Consider the following 305-nt stretch of genomic DNA (forward strand, 5'->3'; position numbering starts at 1 on the left):
CCAACTTTACCATTGATGCCATCGCTAATGCCAATGTCAATGAAAATTCGGTCTATACTTCGGTGACCCCTAACCTTAGTGGTGATACGCCAATAGGCAATGTGACCTATACCATCAGCGGCGGAGCAGATGCGGCAGACTTTACGATCAACGGCACCACCGGTGTGGTCAGCATGGTAGGCAGAGACTTTGAGTCACCGGTAGATGCCAATACTGACAATGTATATGAAATTGAAATCACGGCTACCGATAATGATAACAACTCGGATACGGAAACCTGGACGGTAACCGTAACCGACCAGATA

The 305-nt window shown here is 47.5% G+C and carries 1 protein-coding gene; it reads left to right on the top strand.

Annotated features, from left to right (window positions below):
- A partial coding sequence (locus FNH22_RS31845) for a cadherin repeat domain-containing protein (protein WP_143402581.1) occupies positions 1 to 305 on the top strand: 305 nt, incomplete at both ends.

Origin of the sequence: Fulvivirga sp. M361, assembly GCF_007097395.1 — a bacterium.
Taxonomy (GTDB): domain Bacteria; phylum Bacteroidota; class Bacteroidia; order Cytophagales; family Cyclobacteriaceae; genus Fulvivirga.